This is a genomic window from Nonomuraea sp. NPDC050328 (assembly GCF_044459405.1).
GTDB lineage: Bacteria > Actinomycetota > Actinomycetes > Streptosporangiales > Streptosporangiaceae > Nonomuraea.
Map to the genome: position 1 here is coordinate 59875 of NZ_JBITIW010000008.1, position 23583 is coordinate 83457.

Consider the following 23583-nt stretch of genomic DNA (forward strand, 5'->3'; position numbering starts at 1 on the left):
TCATCCGTCACTCCCGTCACAGGGCGCGCTCAGGCGTCGAAGTCTCCGGTGACCTCGGGCGTGACCGGATGGCTCTGACAGGCCAGGACGTAACCGGCGGCCAGCTCGGCCGGTTCGAGGGCGTAGTTCTGGTCCATGGACACCTCGCCGGTCTCCAGGCGCATCCGGCACGTGCCGCAGACCCCGCCGCGGCAGGCGTAGGGCGCGTCGGCACGGACGCGGAGCGCCGCGGTGAGCAGGGGCTCGTCGCCGTCGAGGGAGACGCGGGTGGTCCGTCCGTCCAGGGTGAAGGTGAACACCGCGCCCGAGGGCACGGAGTGCTGCCGGACGACCGGCTCCCCGGCGTAGAAGAGCTCGAAGTGCACCCTGCGGCCCGGCCCGAGCGCCTCGCGGGCGGCCTCGACCAGGCCGATGGGGCCGCAGAGGTAGTACTCGTCGCCCTCCCCCAGCAGCGGCAGCAGCGTCCGGAGCTTGGCCGCGTCGATCCGGCCGCTGGAGATCGGCGCCTCCATCGGCTCCTGGCTGAGCACGTGCAGCAGGGTGAAGCGCGGGCCGTACCGGTCCTTCAGGTCGGCCAGCTCCTCGGCGAACATCACCTCGCGGGCGGTGCGGTTGCCGTAGACGAGGCTGAACCGGCTGGACGGCTCGACGGCCAGCGTCGTGGCGATGAGCGAGAAGACCGGCGTGATGCCGCTTCCCGCCGCGATGGCCACGTGGTGGCGGGCCAGCTCGGGGCGGAGCTCGACGTGGAAGCGCCCCAGGGGCGGCATCGCCTCGACGACGTCGCCCGGCTTGAGGTCGCGGTTGGCCCACTCGGAGAAGGCCCCGCCGGGCAGGCGTTTGACGCCGATGCGCAGGGGGCCGCCGACCGGGGAGCAGATCGAGTAGCTGCGCCGTACCTCCTCACCGCCCAGGAAGGTGCGGACGGTGAGGTGCTGGCCCTGCACGAAGGGCAGCCGCTCGGCGAACGTGACGGCCACCGCGTCGTCGGTGAGCCGGTCCACGGCCGCGACGGTCAACGGCTGGAAGCGGCTCAATCAGAACTCCTTGAAGTGGTCGAAGGGCTCCAGGCAGTCGCGGCAGGCGAACATGGCCTTGCAGGAGGTCGAGCCGTACCGGCTGACCAGCCGGGTGCGGGGCGAGCGGCAGCGCGGGCAGCGGGGGTTGAGCTGCAGGACGGGGGTGCGGCCGGGCGGGGAGATGCCGTGCTCGGCCAGCTTGCGGCGGCCCTCGTCGGTGATCCAGCCGGTGGTCCAGGGCGGCGCGAGCACGGTGCGGACGCTCACCCCGGGCAGGACGCGCTGGATGTCCTCGCGGATGGCGTCCATGGCGGGGCAGCCGGAGTAGGTGGGCGTGATCACCACCTCGACCCCGCCGTCGGCCCGCCGTACGACGTCGCGCAGGATGCCCAGGTCGCCGAGGGTGAGCATGGGCAGCTCCGGGTCCGGGACGGCCGCGGCGGCCGCCCTCGCCTCCTCCAGTGACACAGTCACCATGTGGCCCCCGAGTGCTCGCGGTGCAGCGCCTGCATCTCCGCCAGCAACGCCGCCAGGTGCGGGCCGTGCTCGCCGCGCCGCCCGCCGGAGCGTTGCTCCACGCCTTCCGGTACGGCCAGCGAAGCCTCCGCCAGCGTCGCCAGCACGTACTGCTCCCACGGCCCGCGCAGCTCGGCCCGGCTCTCGAACAGCTCGTCCACGAAGGGCCACAGCGCCTCCAGCGCGGCCATGGTGCGACGGCGGCTCTCCTCGGTGCCGAGACCCAGCCGCAGCGTCCACACCCGCGCGTAGTCGCGGTGGTAGGCGAGCTCCTTGACGCCCTTGGCGGCCACCTCGTCGCCGGGGTGGGCGCGGTAGAGCTCGTACAGGTAGCTCGCGAACAGCAGGTGCCGGACGACGGTGTGCGCGAAGTCGCCGTTCGGCTGCTCGACCAGCAGGCAGTTGCGGAACTGGCCCGGGGAGCGCAGGTAGGCGAGCGCGTCCTCGTCGCCCTCGCGCGCCAGCAGCGCCCGGGCCTGGCCGAGCAGGTCGAGGGCGAGGTTGGCGAGGGCGACGTCCTCTTCGAGGGTGGGCGCCAGGGTGACCCACTCGGCCAGCCGCTGGGCCAGGACGAGGCAGTCGTCGCCGGTCTCGAGCGAGTTCACAGGTGTTTCACCCCTTCGGGCAGCTCGTAGAAGGTGGGGTGGCGGTAGGGCTTGTCGGCCGCGGGGTCGAAGAAGGCGTCCTTCTCGTCCGGGGAGGAGGCGCTGATCTGGTCGGCGGGCACGACCCAGATGCTGACGCCCTCCTGGCGGCGGGTGTACAGGTCGCGGGCGTGTCGCAGGGCGAGCTCGGCGTCCTCGGCGTGCAGGCTGCCGGCGTGCACGTGCGACAGGCCCCGCTTGGGGCGCACGAAGACCTCCCAGAGCGTCATGCCGTCTCCCGGGCGGCATAGGCCTGGGCGGCCTCGCGGACCCAGGCGCCCTCCTCGTGCGCCCGACGCCGGTGCGCGATCCGCTCGGCGTTGCAGGGCCCGTCGCCGGACAGCACCCGCTTGAACTCGGTCCAGTCGATCTCACCGAAGTCGTAGTGCCCGCGCTCGGGGTTCCAGCGCAGATCGGGGTCGGGCAGCGTGAGCCCGAGGATCTCCGCCTGCGGCACGCACATGTCGACGAAGCGCTGGCGCAGCTCGTCGTTGGAGTGCCGCTTGATCTTCCAGGCCATCGACTGCGCGGAGTGCGTCGACTCGGTGTCGGGCGGCCCGAACATCATCAGCGACGGCCACCACCAGCGGTCCACGGCCTCCTGCGCCATCCGCTTCTGGGCGGGGGTGCCGTGCGCGAGGGTGTGCAGCAGCTCGTAGCCCTGGCGCTGGTGGAAGCTCTCCTCCTTGCAGATGCGCACCATCGCCCGCGCGTAGGGCCCGTACGAGCACCGGCACAGCGGCACCTGGTTGACGATCGCCGCGCCGTCCACCAGCCAGCCGATCGCCCCCATGTCCGCCCAGGTGGGCGTGGGGTAGTTGAAGATCGACGAGTAGCGTTGCCGGCCGTCGTGCAGGGCGTCGAGCAGCTCGTCGCGGCTGACGCCGAGCGTCTCGGCGGCGCCGTACAGGTAGAGCCCGTGCCCGGCCTCGTCCTGGACCTTCGCCAGCAGGATCGCCTTGCGCTTCAGCGAGGGCGCGCGGGTGATCCAGCTCCCCTCGGGCTGCATGCCGATGATCTCGGAATGGGCGTGCTGCGCGATCTGCCTGATCAGCGTCTTGCGGTAGGCCTCGGGCATCTCGTCGCGCGGTTCGATGCGTTCGTCGGCGTCGATGATCTGCTGGAACGTGGTCATCGCTCCTCCTCCCACGTGTAGAACCCCTTCCCGGTCTTGCGCCCCAATTCCCCTTTCGCCACCTTTTCTCGGAGGATTTCCGGCGCCTCGAAGCGGGGGCCGAGGCGGTCGCGCAGGTAGTCGGCGATGGCCAGCCGGACGTCCAGGCCGACCAGGTCGCCCAGCCGGATCGGTCCCATCGGGTGGCGGTAGCCGAGCTCCATCGCGGTGTCGATGTCCTCGGGGGCGGCCACGCCCTCCTCGACCATGCGCATCGCCTCCAGGCCGAGCAGCACGCCGAGGCGGCTGGAGGCGAAGCCGGGCGAGTCGCGCACGACGATCCCGGTCTTGCCGAGCGCCCCGACCCAGCCCTTCGCCCGCTGGAGCAGCTCGGCGGGCGTCTCCGGCGTGACGACGATCTCGACCAGGCGCTGCACCGGGACGGGGTTGAAGAAGTGCAGACCGATCAGCCGGCCGGGCCGCTCCAGCACCGCGGCGAGCTCGCCGATGGACAGGGAGCTGGTGTTGGAGGCCAGGACCGCGCCGGGCGCCCGGCGCTCGGCCTCGGCCAGCACCTCGACCTTGAGCTTGGGGTCCTCCGGCACGGCCTCGACGACCAGCTCGGCCTCGGCCGGGACCGGCCCGAGGGTCAGCCGGTCGAGCGCGCCGGGGGCCGCGCCCTTGGACTCGGCGATGGCCAGGCCGCGGGCGACGGCCGCGCGGGCGGCCTCGGCCCGCGGCTCCTGGACGGTGACGGACGCGCCCGCCAGCAGGAAGACCTGGGCGATGCCGGCCCCCATGCGGCCTCCGCCGATGACCGCGACCTGGCTCGGGACGCTCATCGCCGCGACTGCACCACGTGGAAGCGGCCGGCGACGTAGCCGGGATCGGTCAGCGAGGCGGTGGCCGCCGGGTTGGCCCCGGTGCCGTGGAAGTCGCTGAAGGCCGCCGACTGGTTGACGAAGACGCCGCCGGTGAGGTTGCAGGACAGGTTGACCCCGGCGTCGATGGCCGCCTTCTCGGCCTGCTCCAGCACCTCCTCGGAGGTGGAGTAGACCGACGCGGTCAGCGCGCCGTGGGCACTGACCGTCTCGCGCAGCAGCCGGAGGCTGTCGGCGGTCGAGGCGGTCGGGATGACGAAGGAGATCGGCCCGAAGTGCTCGCTGGTGTAGACGTCGTCGCGGTCCGGGTCCACCCGGACGATGACCGGGGTGCGCACCACCGCGCCGGGGAAGGCCGGGTGCTTGAGCGCCCGCGACTCCAGCACCACCTCGCCGAGCGAGGGCGCGGCCTCCACCCGGGCCAGCACCTCGGGGTTGGCCAGCGCGCCGGTCAGCTCGACCGCGCGCGCGTCGTCGCCCAGGAGCTTGCCGACCGCGGCGGCCAGCCCGGCGGCGACCTCGTCGAAGCTCTTGTGCCCCTCGTCGGTCTCGATGCCGCCGGCCGGGATGAGCAGGTTCTGCGGCGCGGTGCACATCTGCCCGCTGTACAGCGACAACGAGAAGGCCAGGTTGCCGAGCATGCCCTTGAAGGAGTCGGTGGAGTCGATGACGACCGTGTTGAGCCCGGCCTTCTCGGTGTGCACGAGCGCCTGGCGGGCGTTGGCCTCCAGCCAGTCGCCGTAGGAGGTGGAGCCGGTGAAGTCGACGATCCGCACCGCCGGGTGGGTGGCCAGCTCGGTGGCCAGGCCGGTGCCCTCCTCCACGGCGAGCTGCACCAGCGCGGGGTCGAACCCGGCCTCGGCCAGGACGTCGCGGGCGATCTGCACGGTGATCGCCAGCGGCAGGATCGCCCGCGGGTGCGGCTTGACGATCACCGGGTTGCCGGTGACCAGCGAGGCGAACAGGCCCGGGTAGGAGTTCCAGGTCGGGAAGGTGGTGCAGCCGATCACCACGGCCACGCCGCGCGGCACGACGGTGAAACGCTTGTCCATGACCAGCGGCTCGCCCTTGGCCGGCTTCTCCCAGCGCGCCTGCCCGGCCGAGGAGGTCTGGGCGGCGTAGCCGTAGGCGACCGCCTCCAGGGCGCGGTCCTGCGCGTGCGGGCCGCCGGCCTGGAAGGCCATGACGAAGGCCTGGCCGCTGGTGTGCTGGACGGCGTTGGCGATCTCGAAGCTGCGCTGGTTGACCCGGTGCAGGATCTCCACGCAGGCCAGTGCGCGGGCCAGCGGCCCGGCGTCGCGCCAGGCGGGCATCGCCGCGCGGGCCGCGCCGACCAGGGTCTCGGTGTCCGGCGCGGGGTAGGTCACCCCCAGCTCGATCCCGTACGGCGAGCGTTCCGCCCCGACCCACGAGCCGGTCCCAGGCTGGTCGGTCGGGAAGGGCCGGCCCAGGTAGGACTCGAAGGCCGCCTTCCCCTGCTCCGCCGCGCCCTCGCCGTACACGCGGGGGCTGGGCGACTCTGGATAGGCGCTCCAGTAGCCGCGTTCGGCGATCGCGGAGAGCGCCTGGTCGAGGGTCTCCCGGTGCTGCTCGAACATGTTCGTCCCTCTCTTGACAGGGATCGGCCGGACGATGGACTGTTTACCGAACATTCGGTCAGTTGACAAGGGAGACTTCCGTTGGACAACGCGCGCCGCATGATGGAGGCCGACGCCGCCTCGGCCGCGCTGGGCATCGAGCTCACCGAACTGGGTCCGGGCCGTGCGGTGTGTCGCATGGCCGTCACCGACAAGATGATCAACGGGCACGGCCTGTGTCACGGCGGGTACGTCTTCCTGCTGGCCGACACCGCCTTCGCCTGCGCGTGCAACAGCCACGGCCCGGTCACCGTGGCGGCCGGCGCGGAGATCGTCTTCGTCGCCCCGGCCCACACCGGCGACGTGCTGGTCGCCGAGGCGGCCGAGCGCACCCGCTACGGCCGCAGCGGCGTCTACGACATCACCGTGCGCAGGTCCGGCGGCGACGTGGTCGCGGAGTTCCGCGGCCGCAGCAGGGAGTTGAGATGAGATACGGCCCTCCCCCCGCCCCGGGCGAGCTCGACCCCGCCGAGCGGATGTCCGTCGACGAGCTGTGGGCGCTGCAGCTCGACCGGCTCCGCTGGAGCGTCCGGCACGCCTACGAGAACGTGCCGCGCTACCGCGAGAAGTTCGACCGGCACGGCGTGCACCCCGACGACCTGAAGGAGCCGGGCGACCTGGCCGCCTTCCCCTTCACCACCAAGCAGGACCTGCGCGAGAGTTACCCGTTCGGCATGTTCGCCGTCCCCCGCGAGCGGGTGGCCCGCATCCACGCCTCCTCCGGCACCACCGGCAAGCCCACCGTCGTCGGCTACACGCAGGCCGACCTGGACGTCTGGGCGGAGGTCATGGCCCGCTCGATCCGCGCCGCCGGCGGCCGGCCCGGCGACCTGGTGCACGTGGCCTACGGCTACGGCCTGTTCACCGGCGGCCTCGGCGCGCACTACGGAGCCGAGCGGCTGGGCTGCACCGTGGTACCGGTCTCGGGCGGCATGACGCCGCGCCAGGTGCAGCTCATCACCGACTTCCGGCCCCGCGTGATCATGGTCACGCCGAGCTACCTGCTCGCCCTGCTCGACGAGTTCGAGGCGCAGGGGCTCGACCCGCGGGCCAGCTCCCTGGAGATCGGCGTCTTCGGCGCCGAGCCCTGGACCGAGGAGATGCGCAAGGAGATCGAGGAGCGCTTCGGGCTGCACGCGGTGGACATCTACGGCCTGTCGGAGGTGATGGGGCCGGGCGTCGCGCAGGAGTGCGTGGAGAGCAAGGACGGCCTGCACGTGTGGGAGGACCACTTCTACCCCGAGACCGTCGACCCCTTCACCGGCCAGGTCACCGACGGCGCCGGCGAGCTGGTCTTCACCTCGCTCACCAAGCAGGCCCTGCCGATCATCCGCTACCGCACCCGCGACCTGACCCGCCTGCTCCCCGGTACGGCCAGGCCCGCCTTCCGGCGCATGGAGAAGGTCACCGGCCGCACCGACGACATGATCATCCTGCGCGGCGTGAACCTCTTCCCGACCCAGATCGAGGAGCTCATCCTGCGCGTCCCCGGCCTGTCGCCGCACTTCCAGGTCGAGCTCACCCGGCCCGCGCGGCTCGACGTGCTGACCGTGCGGGTGGAGGCCCGGCCCGGGTTCGAGGCCCGCGACCAGGCCGCCGAGACGCTGCGCCGGGCGGTCAAGGACCACGTGGGGGTGAGCGTCGAGGTGGCGGTCACCGACCCGGAGACGCTGGAGCGGAGCATGGGCAAGCTCAAGCGCCTCATCGACAAACGGGATAATTGACGCCATGAAGAAGCGTGGCCACGATCCGGAGTCCGTCCTGCACACCGCCGTCGGCGTGTTCAACGAGCGGGGCTACGACGGCACCAGCATGGAGGATCTGGCCCGCGCCCTCGGCGTGACCAAGTCGGCCATCTACTACCACGTGCCCGGCAAGGAACAACTGCTCGGCCGGGCGCTCGACCGGGCGCTCGACGGGCTCTTCGCGATGATCGGCGACGAGCGGGCGCGGTCCGGCCGGGCCATCGACCGGCTGGAATGGGTGGTACGGCGCAGCGTGGCCATCCTGGCCGAACGCCTGCCGTACGTGACGTTGCTGTTGCGGGTGCACGGCAACAGCCCGACGGAGCTGGGAGCGCTGGAGCGGCGGCGGGAGTTCGACCGCTTCGTCAGCGCGCTGGTGAAGGAGGCGGCGGCCGACGGGGACGTGCGGCCGGACGTGGATCCTGCGCTGGTCACCCGGCTGCTGTTCGGCATGGTCAACTCGATCGCCGAGTGGTACCAGCCGGCCCGCGGGGGCAGCCCGGACGCGCTGGCCGAGGCGGTCCTGAAGATCGCCTTCGACGGCCTGCGGGTCTAAGCCGCCAGTGGTCTGAGCGGGCTGCGGGGTCTAGGCGGCCAGCGCGGGGGCGAAGGCGCGCTCGACGGCGGTGAGCGCCCAGCGCATGCGCGCGGCGTAGCTCTCGGGGTGGTCGCCGGCCTCCTGCGCGACCAGCGCGGCACACCGCGACAGGTCGCACGAGTGGTTCTCCACGGCCCGGCGGATCTCCGAGGCCGACAGCGCCTGCGACGGCTGCAGGGGCGAGCTGAACAGGATCTGGGCGAGTTCGGTGGTCGTCATCGGGGGCTCCTCTCCACTATCCATACAGACTCGTGAAGAGGCCCGGACTCATCGCTGGATCTGCTCGCGATCCTTGGCTTTCGGCAACGGCGGCAGCTTGCCCCGCAGATCGGTGCGGATCGCCTCGCCGAGCTTCTTGGTCGCCGCCCGGTTGAGCGCGCCGCCGGCGACCGCGCCGGTGAGGAACGGGCCCAGCGTGGTGAGGTGCCGGCCGAGCACGCGCATGAGGCGCTTGCGCAGCGCGGTCTTGGCGGCGGCGCCCAGCGCCAGGGTGACGGTGGCCGGCGCCAGCGGGTCGAGACCACGCTGGCGGGCCCAGGCGGAGGTGAAGGCGGCGGCGCGCTGCGTGCCGGTGCCGTCGATGCGCACGCCGTACACCTCGTGCAGCTCGGCCAGGAGCTTGACCTCGATGGCGGCCACCACGATGGTCTCGGCCACGAGCTGCGCGGGTGCGGACAGGAGAAGGGGTGGAGCGGCGAACTCGGCCGCCGACAGGGCTCCGCCGACCGCGCCGACCGTCATCGTCGCCTTCATCGCGGTGCGGACGAGATCGTCGGCCAGCGCCTCGCCGGTGAGGCCGTGGTGGTGCTCGGAGAGGGTCTGAAGATCACGAATGGGGATGCGGGGGGCGATGCTGAGGAAGACGTCGGCCAGCCATCGGCCGCGGCCCACGCCGGAGGCGCCGGCCTTCTTCGCTCCGGACGCCAGCGATCTGGCGAGACGGCCGAGCAGCCTGCGCCGCTCGGCCGGCTCGATCCCGTCCTCGCCGGTCAGCCTGCCGACGAGCTCGCCGACCTCGCGGCCGTGGTCGGCGTCGCCGGCCTCGATCCCGCCGCCGGCGTCGCCGAGCCCGGTGCCCGTCCCCTCGGGCGGCGATCCGGCCCCTACCGGATCGGGACCGCCGTCGGGTGTGGTCGCCCGGCCGTCGTCCGGCCGGGCACCGCGCTCCAGCTTGTGCTCGTTGTGCTGCTCTTTGTCCTTGGTCACGACGCGAAGCCTCCCTCGGTCTGCTTCCCTACCCCGAGCGTCGCCCTTGGATCGTCAGGCGGCGCATTCGCGGCAGACCTGCTGGCCGTTCTTCTCGCTGGCCAGCTGGCTCCGGTGGTGCACCAGGAAGCATCGCGAACAGGTGAACTCGTCCGCCTGCCGCGGGATGACCCGCAGCGAGAGCTCCTCGTTCGACAGGTCCGCGCCGGGCAGCTCGAGCGACTCGGCGAGGTCGGTCTCGTCGATGTCGATGCTGCCGGAGGACTTGTCGGTACGCCGCGCCTGGAGCTCCTGAAGGGAGTCTTCCCCCAGGTCGTCGTCCGTCTTGCGCGGGCTGTCGTAGTCGGTTGCCATTGTGCTTACTCCATCCCCCTCATATGTCTGCACGCGGGATTGCGCGTCGTGTAACGTCCGAGAGGCCCTTCTTGTGCCCGATTCCATCCGGGAGATTTTGCAATCGGTACCCCTCTGGAGTGGTTGCCGAACCTCCCTACACGCCAGTGCCTTCTGCCGGAAGCGGCGGTAAGCCAAATATGGCCAAACTCACAGCTTTGGCGTCATGCACCACCGTGTTCGACGGCACATCCAACCACATGTACGGCGGCTAGGAGACTTCCGCGCCAGATCAACACGCCGGATCAACGCCCGGGGAGCCGGACGGTGACGACAAGGCCTCCGCCCTCGCGTGGCGCGGCAGTCACCGACCCGCCATGGGCTTGGACGACCGCTCGCACGATGGACAGCCCCAGACCCGCTCCCTTGGCCGAGTCCACGCGGTCGGCGTGGAGCCTCCGGAACGGCTCGAACAGGCTGTTCACCTCGTACGCCGGGACGTGTTGCCCGGTGTTGGCCACCTGAACAACGGCCCCCCCGTCCGACATTCCCACCTGGATCCAGACTTTTCCGGATTCGGGCAGGTTGTACTTGACGGCGTTCTCCAGCAGGTTGCTGACCGACCGCTCCAGGAGCACCGGATCGCCGACCGTCCCCGCCCTGGCGAGGTCCGTCGTGATCGTCACCCCGTGCTCCTCGGCGAAGGGCAGCACCTGCTCCACGGCCGTGGCGGCGACGTCCTTGACGTCCACCGGCTTGCGCACGGCCAGCTCGCGCTCGCTGCGCGCCAGCAGCAGCAGGCCCTCGATGAGCTTCTCGTTGCGGGCGTTGACCTCCAGGAGGGTACGGCCCAGCGCCTTGAGGTCCTGCGACGCCTCCGGATCGGTCAGCGCGATCTCCAGGACCGTGCGGTTGATCGTCAGCGGGGTGCGCAGCTCGTGCGAGGCGTTGGCCACGAAGCGCCGCTGGGAGTCGAAGGCGAGGTTCAGCCGGGTCAGCATCTCGTCGAAGGTGTCGGCCAGCTCCTTGAGCTCGTCGTCCGGGCCCTTCAGGTCGATGCGCTGGTGGGCCAGGTTGCTCTCGGAGAGCTTGCGCGCGGTGGCGGTCATCTTGGCCACCGGTTTCAGCGCCCGGTCGGCGACCACGTAGCCCAGGATCATCGCGATCAGGCCCATCCCGATGAGCACCATCACCGACCGCCGCACCAGCTCGGCCCGCGCCGCGTCGATGGCCGCGTCCTGCAGCTTGGTCAGCACCTCCTGGACCTCCGGGTTGTACGACCCGATCCAGGCGGCCTCGATCGCCCAGCCGACGATCACGTAGATCACGAGCAGCAGGGCCAGGGCGGCGACGAAGAAGAGCGCGGCGTAGGTCAGCGTCAGGCGCCAGCGGATGCTCACTTGATGAGGCAGTTGCCGCATCCGCTCCCGCGCCGAGACCTTCAGGGGCGCGGGGTGGGGCGGCGGCGGGCCGTCCCAGGCGGGCGGCCCGGTGGGAGGTGGCGGCTGCCGGTCCCGGCCTCCGGGGGCGAGCACCTCGGTGTGCGGCCGGATCATGGGGTGCGTCGGCTCGGCCCGGCGCTCTGGCCGTTCGCTCACAACTTGTACCCCACCCCGGGCACCGTCTCGATCACCTGCGGCTCCCCCAGCTTCTTGCGCAGCGTCATCATGGTGACCCGCACGACATTCGTGAACGGGTCGATGTTCTCGTCCCACGCCTTGTCCAGCAGGTCCTCCTGGCTGACCACGGCGCCCTCGGCGCGCATCAGCTCCTCCAGGACCGCGAACTCCTTCTTGGTGAGCACGATCTCCTTGCCCTCGCGCTGCACCAGCCGCTTGCCCGGGTCGAGCCGGATGCCGGAGCGCTCCAGCACCGGCGGCAGCGCAGGCGCCGAACGACGGCCCAGCGCGCGCACCCGGGCGACCAGCTCGATGAAGACGAACGGCTTGGCCAGGTAGTCGTCGGCGCCCAGGCCCAGGCCCGCCACCTTGTCGTCCACGTCGCCGGCCGCGGTCAGCATCAGGATGCGCGTCGCCGAGCGGGACTCCACCAGCCGGCGGGCCACCTCGTCGCCGTGCACCACCGGCAGGTCGCGGTCGAGGACGATCACGTCGTAGTCGATGTACGAGGTCTTCTCCAGAGCGCTCCCGCCGTCGTAGGCGACGTCCACCGCCATGGCCTCCCGCCGCAGCCCGGTCGCGATCGCGTCGGCGAGCACCCGCTCGTCCTCGACCACCAGAACCCGCACAGCTCACTCCTCAAGTCGATAGCCCATTGTGGCCGCACGGCCGATAAGCGCACGGTAAGGCATCGACGGGCGCGGGTGACGCACCGCACAGCGATCCGGAGGTTTGGCGGGAGTCAGGAGGTGGGTAAACCAACCCGAACACCCACTGGAACCCCCTGAGAGTAGGTGAGATGGGCGAGTTCACGACGACCATCGAGCGGCGTCTCGACCAGGCTCGGCGCAATCTGGACGAGGCCAGGACGGCCGGGGACGACTTCCTCGCCGACACCCTCACCGCCGAGATCGAGGATCTGCGCCGACTGGCAGACGATAACGGCGTCGCCTTGCCCCGCGCGTAGCACCCGGAACGCCCGCGAGATCCCCCTCTCGCGGGCGTTTCCCTGTCCGGGCCCTGCTACGGATCGCTCTTAAAGGTCACGCTCCGGATCCAGGGGCGCGATCAGGTCGTGCAGCTCGGTGAAGAGCTCCGGAGCCGCGCAGATCGCCATCTCCTGGCTTGCCGGCCGGCCGTGCAGGCCGCCCAGCACCGCACCGGCCTCCTGGGCGATGAGGCCGCCGGCCGCGTGGTCCCACAGGTTGGTGCCGCGCTCGTAGTAGGCGTCCACCCGGCCCGCCGCCACCGAGCACAGGTCCACCGCGCACGAGCCGCCGCGCCGGATGTCCCTGACCCTGGGCAGCACCCGCGCCACGACCTCCGCCTGTACGGCCCGCCGCCCCGCCGAGTAGCCGAAGCCGGTGGCGACCAGCGCCCGCTCCAGCGGGACGCCGGTGGTGCAGCTCAGCCGCTCCCCCGCCAGCCACGCGCCGCCGCCCAGCGAGGCGGTGAACACCTCGCCGCGCGGCACGTTGTGCACCACGCCCGCGACGATCACGCCGTCGACCTCGACCGCGATGGAGACCGCCCAGTCCGGCAGGCCGTACAGGAAGTTGACCGTGCCGTCGATGGGGTCGACGATCCACCGGACCGAGCCCGAGCCGGTCGCGCCCTCCTCCTCGCCGAGCACGGCGTGCCCGGCCGGGATGCGGGAGCGGATCAGCTCCTCGGCCGCCCGGTCGAGCTCGGTGACGACGTCGGTGGGACTCGACTTGGTCGCGGCCACGACGGGCTTGGAGCCGCGCTCGGCGAGCAACATCTCGCCCGCCTCGCGCGCGATCTCCTCGGCCAGTTCGAGATGGGTCATGCCAGCGAGTCCGGGCGCTTCCACTCCTGGCCGAGCACGTGCTGGGCCAGGAAGGCCAGGACCGTCTCGTACCAGGCGACGACGTTGCCGGGCTTGAGGATCCAGTGGTTCTCGTCCGGGAAGTAGAGGAACTTCGACTCCACGCCGGTGCGCTGCAGGTCCCACCACAGGCGCAGCGCCTCGCCGATCGGCACCCGGTAGTCGCGGTCGCCGTGGATGACGAGCATCGGGGTGGTGATCGCCTCCAGCGAGTGGTGCGGGGAGAGCTTCTCGTTCAGCGGGGAGCCGGGGGCGCCGAGCTCGCGCTGCCAGTAGTTGGCGCCGTCGGTGGTGCCGCTGAACTGGTCGAGGTTCCAGAGCGCGGCGTGGGTGACGATGGCCTGGTAGCGGTCGGTGTGCCCGGCCACCCAGTTGGCCATGTAGCCGCCGTAGGAGCCGCCCATCGCGGCGGTGCGCCCGCCGTCGATGTCGTCCCGCGCGAGGGCGACGTCCACGATGGCGTCGAGGTCGGCCATGGTGCGCGGGCCCCAGTTGGCCCAGCCGCGGTCGATGTGGTGCTGGCCGTACCCGGTGGACATGCAGGGGTCGGGCATGAGGACGGCGTAGCCGGCCTCGGCCATGATCCACGGGTTCCAGCGCCAGGACCAGTCGTTCCAGGAGCCGATCGGGCCGCCGTGGATCCACAGCAGGAACGGCGCCGGGCTGTCGGCGGAGGCGCCGCGGGGCAGGACCAGCCAGCCGCGGATCTCCTGGCCGTCGTCGGCGGTGGCGCTGATCTCGGTGAGCGTGCCGGGCAGCTCCAGCTTCGGCGCGGGCGAGGGCAGCTCGGTGACCTCGCCGGTGGCCGCGTCCACGCGGACCGGCGCGGCCGGGCCGTCGTAGCCGCTGCGCAAGGCGTAGATCGCGCTGCCGTCGGCGGTGACGTTGAGGTTGGAGTAGGCGCCGTCGCCCGTCGTCAGCCGGGTCACCTCGCCGTCGACCGGGACGCGGAAGATCGGGCGGCGGCCCTGCTCGTCGGCGAACAGGTAGAGCGAGCCGGAGTCGGGCGCCCACTCGTAGCCGCCGGGGAACAGGTCGCCGGCGTAGGCGCGGCCCTCGCCGGTGGCCAGGTCGGCGATCCACAGCTCCGCCCGGGCCGAGAGCTCGGGGGTGGTCAGCCGCTCGCGGGTGAAGGCCACCTTGGTGCCGTCCGGGGAGACCTTGGGCGCATAGAAGCTGTGCTCCTCGTCCGACAGCAGCGTGCTGCGCTCGCCGGAGGGCACCTCGATGCGGACCAGTTCGGTACGGCTCTCGCCGAGCGGCAGGGCCACGGTCCAGGTGCTGATCACCGCGGTGCCGTCGGGGGTCAGGTCGAAGCTCGCCTCGGTCAGCGCGGACCCCGCGTCGGGGGTCAGGTCGCGCACCTCGGCCAGCCGGTCGCCGGTCAGCCGGCCGGCGAACAGCCGGGGCTGGTCGGGCCCGAGGTCGTGGTCCCAGAAGCGCACCGGGTAGCCCTCGTGCAGGATCGCGCTGATCCCGGCCTCCTTGCGGGCCTTGCGGCGCTCCTCCTCGGTGGCCTCGTCGTCGCCGAGCACGTCGGAGACGAAGACGACGGTGCTCGCGGCGGTGGCGAGCGCGGCCACGCCGCCCGGCCGGGTGGCGATCTGGCGGGCCTCGCCGGAGCGCGGGAGCTGCCAGAGCGCGGGCACCTCGTCGGAGGAGTCCTGGACGGTGGGGTCGGGGCGGCGGGAGGTGAACAGGACGTCGCCGGAGCCGGTGAACTCGGCGCTGGACTCGCCCTTGGCCGACCTGGTCAGCCGGACCGCCTCGCCCTCGCCGCTCGCGGGGATCTCCCACAGGGCCGTACCGTACGACTTGCCGTCGGGGTTGAGGGACTGCACCACGGCCACCAGCCGGGTGCCGTCGGGCGACAACCGCAGGGACGCGAGCCGGGGAATGGCCACATATTCACGAATGTCGTTGAATGCGCTCACTCGATGGAACCTACCTGGCAGGACATAGGGTTGTCGCCGTGGGGAGCTACGACGCACTGCTGGTGCTTTCTTTCGGGGGGCCGGAAGGTCCCGAGGACGTCATGCCGTTCCTGGAGAACGTGGTACGCGGCCGGGGGGTGCCGCGCGCCCGCCTGGAGCAGGTGGCCGAGCACTACCTGGGATTCGGCGGGGTCAGCCCGATCAACGCGCAGAACCGCGCGCTGGTCGAGGCGCTGCGGGCCGAGCTCGACGTCCCGGTCTACTGGGGTAACCGAAACTGGCACCCGTTCGGCGAGGACACCGTCCGGCAGATGCGGGAGGACGGCGTCCGGCGCGCGGCAGTCTTCGCCACCTCCGCCTTCGCCGGCTACTCCTCCTGCCGCCAGTACTACGAGGACATCGCCCGCATCTCCCTCGACGACGGGCCCGAGCTGGTCAAGCTGCCGCACTTCGGCGACCACCCCGGCTTCGTCGAGGCGCAGGCCGACCGGGTGCGTGACGCGCTGGCCGCGCTGGGCCGGCCGGCGCGGCTGGTCTTCACCGCGCACAGCATCCCGGTCTCGATGGCGTCGACCAGCCGCTACGAGGAGCAGATCCGCCGCTCGGCCGGGCTGGTCAACGCCGCGCTGGGCCGCGAGGAGGACTGGGACCTGGTCTGGCAGTCGCGCAGCGGCCCGCCCGAGGTGCCGTGGCTGGAGCCGGACGTGCTCGACCACCTGCCGAAGGTGGACGGGCCGGTGGTGTTGGTGCCGATCGGCTTCGTCTCCGACCACATGGAGGTCGTCTACGACCTCGACACCGAGGCCCGCCAGCTCGCCGCCGAGCTCGGCCTGCCGCTGGAGCGCGCGGCCACCGTCGGCACGCATCCGCGCTTCGTCCGGATGGTCGGCGAGCTGATGGCCGGCCCCGAGCCGGTCGCCTGCGCGCTGACCTGCTGCCCGCCGCCGGTGCGGCGTCAGGCGTAGTCGCGGGCGTAGGCGGCGGCCAGGTTCAGCACCTTGTCCACGTACGACCAGGAGTGGTTGTAGGCGTAGACCGCCTTGCGCAGGTTGCCGGGCGCGCCGGTGGCGCACAGGTAGTTGGCCGCGCCGGGCACGGCGTCGTAGGGGCTCCAGATGTCCTTGACGCCGTCGCCGTCGCCGTCCACGCCGTAGTGCTTCCAGGTGCGCGGCATGAACTGCATCGGGCCGAGCGCCCCCGCGCTGGAGGGGCCGTTGTTGCGGCCGTGCGAGCTCTCCACCTGCCCGATCGCCGCCAGCACCGTCCAGGACAGGCCCGGGCAGCGGGTGGCCGCCGCCTTGTAGAGCTCCAGGTAGCTGCCCGGCCGGCCGACCGTCACCTCCTGCGCGGGCGGAGCCTCGGTACGGCGGGGCTCCAGGGAGACCACCTGCGCGCCCTGGCCCAGGACCCGGCCGACCTCGCCGGTGCCGATCTTCCCCTCCTTGCCGTGCAGCAGCACGACCACGTCGGCCGCCAGGCCGAGGCTCTGCCCGGCCGTGGTGCTGACCAGGCCGTCGATGCCGCTGAGGCCGAGCGTCGCCGAGGCGGCCACGCGCAGCCGCGGACCGGCGTCCACCTGGTACTCGGCGCCGAGGATCAGCCCGAACCTGCGCACCGCGCCCGGGTCGGCGACCAGTTCGCCGCGTTCCAGCGCGCTCCAGACCGCGGGCTCGTCGGCCACCGCCTTCGGGGTCCAGGAGCGGAAGTCCACGGGATCGACGGCGAGCAGGTTGAGCCGGGTGCCGGCGATGGTGATCACCCCGGCGTCGACGGTGAGCACCTTCTCCACGTGCGGAAGCGCGGACAGCGCGTGCCGGGTCCTGGCCGGGACCGCCGCCGGGGCGATGGCCAGGACGCGCGGCGGGGACGGGGTGATGCCGGGGCCGCCGCGGCCGAACTCCTTCACCGGCCGCCGCGTGCCGCCGGTGGGCTGCTCGGCCATTGGCTGAGTCTCGGGGACGAGGCTCTCCAGGCGCTCGGCGCCGGCGTTGCCGGAGCCCGCGGCGAGCTGCCGGGAAGCGGCCGGTTCGAGGCCGGGCGGCTCGTGCCAGAGGGTGAGGCCGAGGGCGCCGCCGAGCGCGGTGAGCACGATCGCGGCCGCCAGGACCGGCACGATCAGGCGCAGGGATGACGGGGCGGACACTCCGGCAAGCGTAGTGGACGGAGGCCCAGAGATCGGGAGGTTCGGATTTGCTGGGACTTTCCGGGCGGACCTGACTCCTTCCGGAGGCATCGGCTAGGTTGCTGTGAACCCTCGTACCATCCGTCACTCGTGAAAGTTTTCCTATGTCCCGACAAATCACTTCACTCCTGGCTGCCGCCTGTGTTGCCGTCACTCTGGCCACACCGGCTTCAGCAGCGGCGAAGGACGAACCTGTCGACTGCACCCAGGTCAAGTGCATCGCACTGACCTTCGACGACGGCCCAGGCAAGTACGCCGACAAGCTGCTGGACACCCTGAAGAAGGAGAAGGCCAAGGCCACCTTCTTCCTGGAGGGCCAGTACGTGAAGCTGCGGCCGGCCTTCGCCAAGCGCATGGCCGCCGAAGGCCACGAGCTGGGCAACCACAGCTACTCCCACCCCAAGTTCACCGATCTCGAGCCGTGGGCCATTCGGAGCGAGATCCAGAAGACGCAGGACCTGGTCAAGCAGGTCACCGGTGTCGAACCCAAGCTGCTGCGCCCGCCGTACGGGCTGGTGGACATGCCGACCAGCGAGATCGCCGCCGACTTCGGCATGCCGGTCGTGCTCTGGACCGCGGGGTCCAAGGACTGGTCCTCCAAGAACGCGGACTCGATCAAGCAGCAGGTCCTGGACGTCGCCGCGCCCAACGGCATCATCCTGATGCACGACTGGGTCAAGGAGACCGTCGACGTCATGCCGAACATCGTCACGCTGCTCAAGAAGCGTGGCTACCACCTGGTGACGGTCTCCGACATCATCAAGCAGTACGACCTGAAGCCCGGGGACACCTTCCCGGTTCCCGAAGGCTGGGAGAGATGAGTATCGTTCACGTTAATTAGGAACGACGCTCTGCAAGGGGTGCTCACATGGCCTTCACCAACTGGGCTCGAAACCAGACCGGCACCCCCGCCGAGGTGCGCACCCCGTCGTCGGCCGACGACGTGGTGCGTGCCGTGCGCGACGCCGCCCGCGACGGGCGCCGCGTGCGCATGGTCGGCACGGGCCACTCCTTCACCGGCGTGGCCCTCACCGACGGGATCATGCTCCGCCCGCACGGGCTGACCGGCATCCTCGACGCCGGCCCCGGCTCGGTCACCGTCGCCGCGGGCACCCCGCTGCACACGCTCAACGAGGAACTCGACCGCCGCGGCCTCGCCCTGGCCAACATGGGCGACATCACCGCCCAGACCGTCGCCGGCGCCATCCAGACCGGCACGCACGGCACCGGCCGCGACACCGGCGGCCTCGCCGACCAGGTCCTGGCCCTCGAACTCGTCCTCGCCGACGGGAGCGTGACGCGAGCCGTACCGGGCGAGGACCTCTTCGACGCCGCCCGCGTCGGCCTGGGCGCGCTCGGCGTGCTCACCTCCGTGACCCTGCGCGTCGAACCCGCCTTCCTGCTGCGCAACGTGCGCCGCGTGATGTCGCTGACCGGCATTCTCGACTCGCTCGACGAGCTCACCGCGAGCAACGAGCACCTCGACTTCTTCTGGCTGCCGCACACCGACGCGTGCCTGGTCAAGACCAACAACCGGCACCCCGGACCGGCCGCGCCGCCCAGCCCGCTCAAGCACTGGCTGGACAACGTGCTGCTGGAGAACAAGCTCTTCGGCGCGATGTGCGCGCTCGGCGGGCGGCTGCCCGGCCTGATCCCCACGCTCAACTCGATCAGCGCCAAAGCCCTGGGCGACTCCTCGTCGGTCGACACCTCTTACAAGATCTTCACCTCGGTGCGGGACGTGCGCTTCCTGGAGATGGAGTACGCCGTCCCCCGCGAGCACCTCGGCCGCGCCCTGCGCGAGACCCGCGACCTGATCGACCGGATGGACTGGAAGATCACCTTCCCGATCGAGGTCCGGGTGACCCCGCCGAGCGAGGTCTGGCTCTCCACGGCGTACGGCAGGCCGTCGGCCTACGTGGCCTGCCACATCTACCGGCCCACCCCCAACCCGGCCTACTTCGAGGGCGTCGAGGAGATCATGACCCGGCTGGAGGGCCGGCCGCACTGGGGAAAGCTGCACACCCGCGACGCCTCCTACCTGTCGAAGGTCTATCCGCGCTTCGGGGACTTCGTCGCGCTGCGCGACCGGCTGGACCCGCAGCGGCTGTTCACCAACCCCTATCTGGACGGCGTGCTCGGCTAAGCCGCCTACGAGTCTCCGCCCGGCTCCTGGAACAGGCCGTCGCCTTGCTCGGGGGCCACATCTTCGGGCGGTACGGTCGCCTCGGGCTCACCGGACGGTTCGATCGGCGCCTCGGTGGTCGGCTCGGCGGTCGGCTCCTGCGTCGCCTCGTTCGTGGGCTCGCCGGTCGGCGTCGGGGTCGGCGTGGGAGTCGGCTCCCGCTCCTGCGTGCGCTCGGGGGTGGGGTCGGCGGTCTGCCGGGGCCGCTCCTCCTCGCGCTGGCGCTCCCTGCGCTCGTCGTCCTTGGGTGCCTTCTTCGCCACCGGGGTCTTGCCGGTGACCGCCTCGTGCACGGTGCGGTGGGCGAGGGTCTGGAAGGTCAGGATGCCGCCGACGCTGATCGCGAAGACCAGGGCCGCGGCCAGGACGAGCTTCAGCCAGGGCAGCGGACGGCGGCCGCCGTCCCCGGACACGGGGGCCATCACCAGCGTGTCACCACCGCCTTGACCGCTGGGGACGGCGGCGAGCTGGACGGTCTCGGCGCCCGGGTCCACCACGCCCATCGGACCGGTCTCGGCGTGCGGATCCACCGGCGCGGCCAGGACAGGGGCAACGGAGGCCGGGGACTGCGGCTCACCGCTCGTGGCCGCGGCGGGGGTCGCGTGGACGGCGGTGGCCAGCTCGCCCTGGCCCTCCTCCTGGTCCTGGCGGCGCCACGTGCCCAGCGTGTGCTCCTTGACCGCCTCACCGGTGCGCTTCAGGTAGTGCGTGTAGACCGCGCCCCCGACCGTGCTGGCCACGCTCGCCACGGCCGCGCCGATGAACGTCCCCGCCACCCCCAGATAGGAGGCCGCGACCGCGGCGGTGACCGCCGCCAGCGCACCTCCGGCGATCTGCGGCACGCTCAGCTCGAACTTCCGCTGCTCGCCGCTCATCCCCCGAACCAGTCCTCTCTCGCGCAGGTAAAGACCTTTCTCGTGAATAGACGCGACCGCGTGTCCTGTTGTTCCTGTGACGTGCGTGACAGGCAGATTCTCGGCTCGTGTCGGGCCGAACCAGAAGCACTTGCCCCAAGTCCACGGCGACGCGGATGCGGATTCGTCAGAATCCGACGAGGACCCCTAACCTCCTGCTGCACCGCGCCGAGGTGTGAACCCGGATGGATCCACTAAATGTGACCGGCGTCACATCATCTGGGAGCTATCCCAGGAAGGCGATGTTCGGACATGCCGGGTACGGTGCTGGCAGGCAACCGGCACACGCGAGAGACTCAAGGGTCCGGGGGAAGAATGAGCACGACGCTGACGAAAGGACCCGCATGCAGGAGCTCCGACTCGTCGCGGTGAGCGAGGACGGCACGTATCTCGTCTTGGCGACAGCCGGCCGGGGTACCCGTTTCACGCTGCCCGTCGACGACCGGCTCCGCGCTGCCGTCCGCGGAAACTTCTCCCGTCTCGGCCAGTACGAGATCGAAGTGGAGAGTCCGTTGCGCCCCAAGGAGATCCAGGCTCGCATCCGTGCCGGTGAGACCGCGGAGGAGATCGCCGCGACCGCCGGCATCCCGGTCGAGCGGGTCCGCTGGTTCGAGGGTCCCGTGCTCCAGGAGCGCGAGTACGTCGCCCAGCAGGCGCAGCGGGTCGCGGTCCGCATGCCCGGGGAGTCCGCCCCCGGCCCCACCCTCGGCGAGCTCGTCGCCGAACGCCTCACCCGCCGCGGCGTCCCCGCCGAGGAGATCGACTGGGACTCCGCCAAGCGCGACGACGGGCTGTGGCGGGTCAAGCTGGGCTACGTGTGGAACGGTCACACGCGGCACGCCGAGTGGCTGTTCGACCCGCGCCGCCGGCACGTCAGCCCGCACGACGACGAGTCCCACCGGCTGTCCCAGGCCGACTTCGACCCCGAGCCGCCGATCGAGGAGACCACCGTCACCCCGTTCCCGCCGCGGGTGACCAAACTCCAGCCCGTCCCGCCCCTGGGCGCGGACCCCGTGCCGTTCCCCTCCGTCATCCGCCGCGAGCCGCCCGCCGAAGAGCCGGCGGCTCTGCCGCGCCCTGCCCTGCCCAGCGCCTCCGGCGACGGCTCCTTCCCGGGGGTGCCCGGCCGTGGCGTGCCCGCCGCCTACCGCGACGGCGACCCCTCCCGTGTCCGCCCCGTCGAACCGCCTCGCCGTGAGCCGGCGCCCTGGCTGCCCGACTTCGGCCCCACCCGCGGCACCCTCCGCGACCCCGACCCCTCTTCCACCCCCGAACCCCCGGCCGCCACCCCTGCGTTGCCCGCCGCCACCCCCTCCCCGGCCGCCGGCCTCTCTTCACCTGTCGCCGGCCCCCCTTCACCTGCCGTCGCCGACCAGCCCGGGTCGCCGGCCGCCGGTGCCGCGAGCGGCTCCCCTGTCTCCGGCGGAACCGACGGGTCGCCGGTCTCCGGCCGCCCGGACGAGCCGTCCGTCGCTGACGTTGCGGACGGGTCGTCGGTCGCTGACGTTGCGGTCGAGTCGTCGGTCACTGGTGCTGCGGTCGAGTCGTCCGTCGCTGGTGCTGCGGACGAGTCGTCCGTCGCTGACGTTGCGGGCGGGTCGTCGGTGGTTTTCGACCAGAGCGCGTCCCTGGAAGCCCTGATCGACCAGGTCCCCGCTCGCCCGTCCCTCCCGGCCACCCCTGTCCCGGCCGTTCCCTCCCAACCCGCCGATCTCTCCGCTCAGCCAGCGGCCTCCCCCGCGCAACCTTCGGCCACCGTGCCCACACCGCCCGCCGAGACGGTCGCCCCGGCGGCCGAGGCTCCCGTCGTCGCGCCACCCGTGGCGGAGAGGCCCGTGTCGGGGACGCCCGCCGCCGAGCCCGCAGCCCAGGCCCCCGAGACCGTTGCGGTGGACGCGCCGGCCCCGCCTGCTGAGCCGGCAGCCACGGCCACCGTCGAGCCCAACAAGCCTGATCACACCGCTGCGGCCCCTGCCGTGGAGCCCTCCATCGAGGCTGCCAAGCCGGAGGAGCCCGCCACCAAGCCCGCCGAGTCCGCCACCGAGGCCCCCGCGGCCAAGGTCGAGGAGGCTCCCCCGGCCGAGCTCACCCACACCGCCGAGCCCGTGGCCGAGGTGGCCAAGGCTGCCGAGCCTGTGGTGGAGGCGGAGGTGCCCCCGGCATCCGAGGCGAGCACCCCGGTGCCCACGCCAGCGGCTGCGGTCACCGACCCCGCGCCCGTACGGCAGGCAGAGGCACCTTCAGCGGAGGGGTCCGAGGCTGAGACGCCCAAGGTGGAGGCGACCGCAGCCGAGGTGCCTAAGGCAGAGGCGCCCAAGGTGGAGGTGTCCGAAGCCGAGGTGCTCAAGGCCGACGTTGAGACCGCCGCTCCCGCTGAAGCCGCAGCTCCCGAGCTTGCCGCTCCCGATGCGGTTACCGCTCCCAGCGAAGTTGCCGCGTCTGCGGAGGCCGTGAAGACCGAGGCCACCCCGGCACCCGCAGTTGAGGAGGCCAAGCCGGAGACCCCCAAGGGCACGGCCGGGGCACCCGTCGCCGAGAAGTCGGCGACCGCCACCACCGCGCCCCAGACGGAGGCCCCGAAGACAGAGGGTCCGACGGCGGAGACCGCAAAGGAAGCCGTGAAGGAGTCGGCCGCTGCGGAGGTCGCTCCCCAGGAGTCGGCTCCCCAGGAGGCGGCCAAGGTCGACACCAACTCCGAGAAGACGGCCGAGCAGGAAGTGGCCCAGGCTACGGAGCCCGCTGAGGCGAAGCCGACCGAGGTGGAGTCCGCCCCGGCGAAGCCCACCGAGGTGGAGTCGGCCGAGGTGAAGGACGTCGAGCCCAAGGCCGCCGAAGAGCCTGAGGAGCCGGTGGTGCCGGAGCCTGCGGTGCCGGCGGCGCGGGCGAGCGGGGAGGACGGGAAGGCCAAGCCCGAGCCGGTGGCTCCCGTGGCCTCGCCTCCTCCGGCTCCGGCCGCCAGGCAGGCCAAGAAGAACGCGCGGGGCAGGCGGGCTTCGGTGCCGAGCTGGGACGAGATCATGTTCGGCGCACGGCGGCAGGACTGAGCGAGAAGTAGTCGGGTGAGCGGGAAGGGGCGGGCCGGGCGGTCCGCCCCTTCGGCGTGTCCGGCCGGCAGGCTCCGGACGGCCTGCCGTACTCCACCGGGAGCTGGTAACCGTGGACGGCCTGCCAACTTGGCGGCGGGCTCAGGGGAGGTGTCTGCCGTGC

The 23583-nt window shown here is 71.9% G+C and carries 24 protein-coding genes; 8 read left to right on the forward strand and 16 right to left on the reverse strand.

All coding sequences use genetic code 11. The features are described 5' to 3' along the window. Positions 1-29 precede the first annotated feature (29 nt). Genes ACIBG7_RS27865 through paaN form a run of 7 tightly spaced genes read right to left on the reverse strand, consistent with a single transcriptional unit; the run spans position 30 to position 5772 of the window. The gene (locus tag ACIBG7_RS27865) at positions 30-1037 is read right to left on the reverse strand and encodes a 2Fe-2S iron-sulfur cluster-binding protein (protein ID WP_397338161.1); all 1008 of its coding nucleotides are present in this window, start codon (positions 1035-1037) and stop codon (positions 30-32) included. Continuing rightward, positions 1038-1496, reverse strand: a complete 459-nt coding sequence (paaD, locus tag ACIBG7_RS27870) for a 1,2-phenylacetyl-CoA epoxidase subunit PaaD (protein ID WP_397338162.1) — start codon at positions 1494-1496, stop codon at positions 1038-1040. Beyond that, positions 1490-2140: a 1,2-phenylacetyl-CoA epoxidase subunit PaaC gene (gene paaC, locus ACIBG7_RS27875; RefSeq protein ID WP_397338163.1), complete on the reverse strand. Its 651-nt coding sequence runs from the start codon at positions 2138-2140 to the stop codon at positions 1490-1492. Before paaC ends, paaD begins: the two co-directional genes overlap by 7 nt. Beyond that, a complete protein-coding gene (paaB, locus tag ACIBG7_RS27880; RefSeq protein ID WP_357921379.1) occupies positions 2137-2409 on the reverse strand; it encodes a 1,2-phenylacetyl-CoA epoxidase subunit PaaB in 273 nt (90 codons plus the stop codon). Before paaB ends, paaC begins: the two co-directional genes overlap by 4 nt. Then, positions 2406-3314, reverse strand: coding sequence for a 1,2-phenylacetyl-CoA epoxidase subunit PaaA (paaA, locus tag ACIBG7_RS27885; protein WP_397338164.1), 909 nt, complete (start codon positions 3312-3314; stop codon positions 2406-2408). Before paaA ends, paaB begins: the two co-directional genes overlap by 4 nt. After that, positions 3311-4135: a 3-hydroxyacyl-CoA dehydrogenase family protein gene (locus ACIBG7_RS27890; RefSeq protein ID WP_397338165.1), complete on the reverse strand. Its 825-nt coding sequence runs from the start codon at positions 4133-4135 to the stop codon at positions 3311-3313. Before ACIBG7_RS27890 ends, paaA begins: the two co-directional genes overlap by 4 nt. Beyond that, the gene (paaN, locus tag ACIBG7_RS27895; RefSeq protein ID WP_357921388.1) at positions 4132-5772 is read right to left on the reverse strand and encodes a phenylacetic acid degradation protein PaaN; all 1641 of its coding nucleotides are present in this window, start codon (positions 5770-5772) and stop codon (positions 4132-4134) included. Before paaN ends, ACIBG7_RS27890 begins: the two co-directional genes overlap by 4 nt. Before the next feature lie 99 nt (positions 5773-5871). Between paaN and paaI the strand changes: the two genes are divergently transcribed. The 3 genes from paaI to ACIBG7_RS27910 are packed head-to-tail and all read left to right on the forward strand — an operon-like array spanning position 5872 to position 8112. Next, positions 5872-6240: a hydroxyphenylacetyl-CoA thioesterase PaaI gene (gene paaI, locus ACIBG7_RS27900; protein ID WP_397338357.1), complete on the forward strand. Its 369-nt coding sequence runs from the start codon at positions 5872-5874 to the stop codon at positions 6238-6240. After that, positions 6237-7535 (forward strand): phenylacetate--CoA ligase PaaK, encoded by a 1299-nt coding sequence (paaK, locus tag ACIBG7_RS27905; RefSeq protein WP_397338166.1) that lies wholly within the window; start codon positions 6237-6239, stop codon positions 7533-7535. The genes paaI and paaK overlap by 4 nt, the downstream gene beginning before the upstream one ends. A 4-nt stretch (positions 7536-7539) precedes the next feature. Continuing rightward, positions 7540-8112 (forward strand): TetR/AcrR family transcriptional regulator, encoded by a 573-nt coding sequence (locus ACIBG7_RS27910; RefSeq protein WP_357921394.1) that lies wholly within the window; start codon positions 7540-7542, stop codon positions 8110-8112. 30 nt (positions 8113-8142) lie between these two features. On the opposite strand, the gene ACIBG7_RS27915 is transcribed toward ACIBG7_RS27910, so the two are convergent. The 5 genes from ACIBG7_RS27915 to ACIBG7_RS27935 all read right to left on the reverse strand — a co-directional run bounded on the left by ACIBG7_RS27915 (position 8143) and on the right by ACIBG7_RS27935 (position 11941). After that, positions 8143-8373: a hypothetical protein gene (locus ACIBG7_RS27915; protein WP_357921396.1), complete on the reverse strand. Its 231-nt coding sequence runs from the start codon at positions 8371-8373 to the stop codon at positions 8143-8145. Positions 8374-8421: 48 nt separating this feature from the next. Next, on the reverse strand, positions 8422-9201 hold the full coding sequence (locus ACIBG7_RS27920; protein ID WP_357922173.1) for a hypothetical protein: 780 nt from the start codon (positions 9199-9201) through the stop codon (positions 8422-8424). 213 nt (positions 9202-9414) lie between these two features. Continuing rightward, complete coding sequence (locus ACIBG7_RS27925; RefSeq protein WP_020542847.1) at positions 9415-9714, reverse strand: DUF4193 domain-containing protein; 300 nt, start codon at positions 9712-9714, stop codon at positions 9415-9417. Positions 9715-9998: 284 nt separating this feature from the next. Beyond that, on the reverse strand, positions 9999-11249 hold the full coding sequence (locus tag ACIBG7_RS27930) for a sensor histidine kinase (RefSeq protein WP_397338358.1): 1251 nt from the start codon (positions 11247-11249) through the stop codon (positions 9999-10001). Between the two features lie 38 nt (positions 11250-11287). Continuing rightward, positions 11288-11941 (reverse strand): response regulator transcription factor, encoded by a 654-nt coding sequence (locus ACIBG7_RS27935; RefSeq protein ID WP_357921402.1) that lies wholly within the window; start codon positions 11939-11941, stop codon positions 11288-11290. 170 nt (positions 11942-12111) lie between these two features. Between ACIBG7_RS27935 and ACIBG7_RS27940 the strand changes: the two genes are divergently transcribed. Further along, complete coding sequence (locus ACIBG7_RS27940; RefSeq protein WP_357921405.1) at positions 12112-12279, forward strand: hypothetical protein; 168 nt, start codon at positions 12112-12114, stop codon at positions 12277-12279. Between the two features lie 69 nt (positions 12280-12348). On the opposite strand, the gene ACIBG7_RS27945 is transcribed toward ACIBG7_RS27940, so the two are convergent. Beyond that, positions 12349-13122: an inositol monophosphatase family protein gene (locus ACIBG7_RS27945; RefSeq protein ID WP_397338167.1), complete on the reverse strand. Its 774-nt coding sequence runs from the start codon at positions 13120-13122 to the stop codon at positions 12349-12351. Next, complete coding sequence (locus ACIBG7_RS27950; protein ID WP_357921411.1) at positions 13119-15095, reverse strand: S9 family peptidase; 1977 nt, start codon at positions 15093-15095, stop codon at positions 13119-13121. Before ACIBG7_RS27950 ends, ACIBG7_RS27945 begins: the two co-directional genes overlap by 4 nt. A 38-nt stretch (positions 15096-15133) precedes the next feature. Here ACIBG7_RS27950 and ACIBG7_RS27955 point away from each other — a divergent pair, with 38 nt between their 5' ends. Then, a complete protein-coding gene (locus ACIBG7_RS27955; RefSeq protein ID WP_357921413.1) occupies positions 15134-16060 on the forward strand; it encodes a ferrochelatase in 927 nt (308 codons plus the stop codon). Here the strand turns inward: ACIBG7_RS27955 and ACIBG7_RS27960 are convergent. Then, complete coding sequence (locus tag ACIBG7_RS27960; protein ID WP_357921416.1) at positions 16051-17238, reverse strand: lytic murein transglycosylase; 1188 nt, start codon at positions 17236-17238, stop codon at positions 16051-16053. The two genes, ACIBG7_RS27955 and ACIBG7_RS27960, sit on opposite strands and share 10 nt — an antisense overlap. Before the next feature lie 143 nt (positions 17239-17381). On the opposite strand from ACIBG7_RS27960, the gene ACIBG7_RS27965 reads away from it, so the two are divergent. After that, positions 17382-18098, forward strand: a complete 717-nt coding sequence (locus ACIBG7_RS27965) for a polysaccharide deacetylase family protein (protein ID WP_357921419.1) — start codon at positions 17382-17384, stop codon at positions 18096-18098. 47 nt (positions 18099-18145) lie between these two features. Then, entirely contained in the window at positions 18146-19423 is a 1278-nt protein-coding gene (locus ACIBG7_RS27970) for a D-arabinono-1,4-lactone oxidase (RefSeq protein WP_357921421.1), read from the forward strand. A gap of 5 nt (positions 19424-19428) precedes the next feature. Here the strand turns inward: ACIBG7_RS27970 and ACIBG7_RS27975 are convergent, their stop codons facing one another. After that, positions 19429-20337 (reverse strand): hypothetical protein, encoded by a 909-nt coding sequence (locus ACIBG7_RS27975; protein WP_397338168.1) that lies wholly within the window; start codon positions 20335-20337, stop codon positions 19429-19431. A gap of 383 nt (positions 20338-20720) precedes the next feature. On the opposite strand from ACIBG7_RS27975, the gene sepH reads away from it, so the two are divergent. Beyond that, positions 20721-23420 carry a septation protein SepH gene (gene sepH, locus ACIBG7_RS27980; RefSeq protein ID WP_397338169.1) on the forward strand — a complete coding sequence of 900 codons (2700 nt, stop codon included), beginning with the start codon at positions 20721-20723 and terminating at the stop codon, positions 23418-23420. The last annotated feature ends 163 nt before the right edge of the window (positions 23421-23583 follow it).

Coding starts and splice junctions, on each gene's coding strand:
- paaN (WP_357921388.1), bottom strand. CDS start 5,772: ATGTTCGAGCAGCACCGGGAGACCCTCGACCAGGCGCTCTCCGCGATC.
- sepH (WP_397338169.1), top strand. CDS start 20,721: ATGCAGGAGCTCCGACTCGTCGCGGTGAGCGAGGACGGCACGTATCTC.
- ACIBG7_RS27945 (WP_397338167.1), bottom strand. CDS start 13,122: ATGACCCATCTCGAACTGGCCGAGGAGATCGCGCGCGAGGCGGGCGAG.
- ACIBG7_RS27930 (WP_397338358.1), bottom strand. CDS start 11,249: ATGATCCGGCCGCACACCGAGGTGCTCGCCCCCGGAGGCCGGGACCGG.
- ACIBG7_RS27965 (WP_357921419.1), top strand. CDS start 17,382: ATGTCCCGACAAATCACTTCACTCCTGGCTGCCGCCTGTGTTGCCGTC.
- ACIBG7_RS27915 (WP_357921396.1), bottom strand. CDS start 8,373: ATGACGACCACCGAACTCGCCCAGATCCTGTTCAGCTCGCCCCTGCAG.
- ACIBG7_RS27890 (WP_397338165.1), bottom strand. CDS start 4,135: ATGAGCGTCCCGAGCCAGGTCGCGGTCATCGGCGGAGGCCGCATGGGG.
- ACIBG7_RS27910 (WP_357921394.1), top strand. CDS start 7,540: ATGAAGAAGCGTGGCCACGATCCGGAGTCCGTCCTGCACACCGCCGTC.
- paaB (WP_357921379.1), bottom strand. CDS start 2,409: ATGACGCTCTGGGAGGTCTTCGTGCGCCCCAAGCGGGGCCTGTCGCAC.
- ACIBG7_RS27970 (WP_357921421.1), top strand. CDS start 18,146: ATGGCCTTCACCAACTGGGCTCGAAACCAGACCGGCACCCCCGCCGAG.
- ACIBG7_RS27925 (WP_020542847.1), bottom strand. CDS start 9,714: ATGGCAACCGACTACGACAGCCCGCGCAAGACGGACGACGACCTGGGG.
- paaI (WP_397338357.1), top strand. CDS start 5,872: ATGATGGAGGCCGACGCCGCCTCGGCCGCGCTGGGCATCGAGCTCACC.
- ACIBG7_RS27975 (WP_397338168.1), bottom strand. CDS start 20,337: ATGAGCGGCGAGCAGCGGAAGTTCGAGCTGAGCGTGCCGCAGATCGCC.
- paaA (WP_397338164.1), bottom strand. CDS start 3,314: ATGACCACGTTCCAGCAGATCATCGACGCCGACGAACGCATCGAACCG.
- ACIBG7_RS27940 (WP_357921405.1), top strand. CDS start 12,112: ATGGGCGAGTTCACGACGACCATCGAGCGGCGTCTCGACCAGGCTCGG.
- paaK (WP_397338166.1), top strand. CDS start 6,237: ATGAGATACGGCCCTCCCCCCGCCCCGGGCGAGCTCGACCCCGCCGAG.
- paaD (WP_397338162.1), bottom strand. CDS start 1,496: ATGGTGACTGTGTCACTGGAGGAGGCGAGGGCGGCCGCCGCGGCCGTC.